Raw genomic sequence first — 962 nt, 5'->3', positions numbered from 1 at the left:
GTTTTAACAGGTCGTTGAAAAGCTATCTGCGTTGCCGAATACCGCGTCAAAAACAGGCTCACAGCCAAAGGCTGAACGTGCTTTAGCACGGCCCCGAAGGGGCGAGCGGAGCGAGTCAAATGCTCATTTAGTTCACTAAACTCCGCTTTTTCGCCTGTTTCTTGTGCCCTCGGGGTATTTCCTTGTCTCGGCGGCCTCGATAACGTTTTTCAACAGCCTGTTAAACACCGCCAGTGGCCGCTCTGCGCTCTGGTTATTACTCCGCAATATCGATCCACTGCCCTTCCGTCAGCAGGGCCAGATCGGCGGGCTTTAACTCAAACAGGGAGTTCGGTGTGCCTGCGGCAGCCCAGATTACCTCGTGCTGCTGCAAGTCCGGGTCGAGGAAGGTCGTGACTTTCTGGATATGGGCAATGGGTGGCACACCGCCAATGGCATAGCCTATTTCGGCACGGACAAAATCTGCATCGGCCTTGCCAAGCTTGATGCCCGCGGCCTGCTCGATTTTGCGGGTATTGACGCGGTTGGCACCGGAGGCCACCACCAGCACCGGCGTATTGTCGGCCTTATTCCTGAAAATGATGGATTTGGCAATCTGGGCTATGGAGCACCCTACCGAATCGGCCGCTTCCTGAGCGGTGCGGGTTGAGCTGGCCAGCTCCCTGACGGTGAAGTCATAGCCCTTTCCGTTCAGGAACTCCTGAACGCGCTGAGAACTGGCACGCAATGGCTCAGACATTTTGCTCTCCTTAAACAAGCACTCGCGTTGCGGCATTCATGGCCGAATTGACGCAACGCTGACGTTTATCCAATCAAAACAACGCTAACTTGCTGCTACATCCAGTGCAGAACAGCACAGGAACTGTTCAACAATGGCTCATCTAACAGGTCGTTGAAAAACGTTATCGAGGCAGCCGAGACAAGGAAATACCCCGCGGGCACAAGAAACAGGCGAAAAAGCG

General features: G+C 54.6%; 1 protein-coding gene. It reads right to left on the bottom strand.

The window, feature by feature from the left end:
• Positions 1-256 precede the first annotated feature (256 nt).
• Positions 257-739 (bottom strand): YbaK/EbsC family protein, encoded by a 483-nt coding sequence (locus WH50_RS23865; RefSeq protein WP_104155309.1) that lies wholly within the window; start codon positions 737-739, stop codon positions 257-259.
• Positions 740-962 lie beyond the last annotated feature (223 nt).

The organism is Pokkaliibacter plantistimulans (assembly GCF_003194385.1).
In the GTDB taxonomy this organism is placed as follows: Bacteria; Pseudomonadota; Gammaproteobacteria; order Pseudomonadales; family Balneatricaceae; genus Pokkaliibacter; species Pokkaliibacter plantistimulans.
The sequence above is the reverse complement of the archived record's forward strand: the minus strand, read 5'-3'. Positions and strand labels throughout refer to the sequence as shown.